This is a genomic window from Dictyobacter arantiisoli (genome assembly GCF_008326305.1).
GTDB classification, from domain to species: Bacteria; Chloroflexota; Ktedonobacteria; order Ktedonobacterales; family Ktedonobacteraceae; genus Dictyobacter; species Dictyobacter arantiisoli.
This window is the reverse complement of the sequence record NZ_BIXY01000254.1, coordinates 1-1042: the sequence shown is the minus strand read 5'-3', so window position 1 is coordinate 1042 and position 1042 is coordinate 1. Positions and strand designations below refer to the sequence as shown.

The 1042-nt window shown below is 46.8% G+C and carries 1 protein-coding gene; it reads right to left on the bottom strand.

What is annotated here, in order from left to right:
* Positions 1 to 106: 106 nt before the first annotated feature.
* Entirely contained in the window at positions 107 to 490 is a 384-nt protein-coding gene (locus F1593_RS28100; protein ID WP_149404855.1) for a hypothetical protein, read from the bottom strand.
* Positions 491 to 1042 lie beyond the last annotated feature (552 nt).

Below are 1042 nucleotides of genomic sequence, written 5' to 3'. Positions count from 1 at the left end.
CGCCCGGTTCTCTTCTGCTCCTCGCGGCCTCTTCATTGGCGTCTGTCTCTCTCTGCCTTTCTCTCATCCTTTGTTTCCCGTCCTGAAGGATGGATCTCGGCTTTTTTTATTGCTTCCTTGCTTGCATCTCGTTGCGCATCCCGTGGGCTATACGTAGTAGCCAAGGATGAATCCCTTGCCCCTGGTACTTAGTTTCCACGATGTCAAAAGCTCGCACAATAGTAGCACTCACAATTGCAGAAGTGATATCATCAACTTCATGGCGTGTCGATGCCAACCCCGAGTGGCTTACATAGGACCCAATTACTGCCAGCAATTGCCTCACCTGATCGTCATTCGCCAGATAGTGACACAGTTGGACCTTGCCATCCGTCGTAATCCCCCCACAACGTTCGCCCCGCTGCTCTTCAGCCATGCATCCTACTCCTTCAACGGCAAAATCAATTTTTGCCCCATACTCTATAATGACTTGAACTGCCTCTCGCGTCACACTAGAACAAAAATTCTATATCAAATGTAATGCTCTTTCTTCACCTCCACCCTTAATTATTTCATCATAGTCTCTATATCCAGCATCAGCACTTTTTAAGATAAAAATATGCAGAAAAGACTACAAGGCTGATACACTTCGAGCTCAAAACATACGGCGCAACCTAAAGCGGTGTGGCTGATTCCCTGTAGAAGCCCAAGATAAACAGCACCTGTCCCATGTGAGGCTAGTTGACCTCACATGGTTTGACCAGATCATTGCGGAATTAAAAAGGAGATTGACAAGAAATCGACAGAGAAAACTTCTGAACATAGTGAAAAGTGTAAAAAGATGGGCGAGAATAATGCCCAGAGCGGCAAATAGAAAAAATATATGAGTCATCCCGGATTTTTGGGAAACATTTCTAGCACCTAAACGATGCTAAAAACTGAATTGTTTCTAAGTCCGGCGGAAGAACACTTCCAAGTACGGGATGGGCATCATCCCAAAGGCGGCTGATCGCCCACCGTACGCGGTAAAGCGGTGCCAGAGTTTCTCGGCACCGCTTCCCTG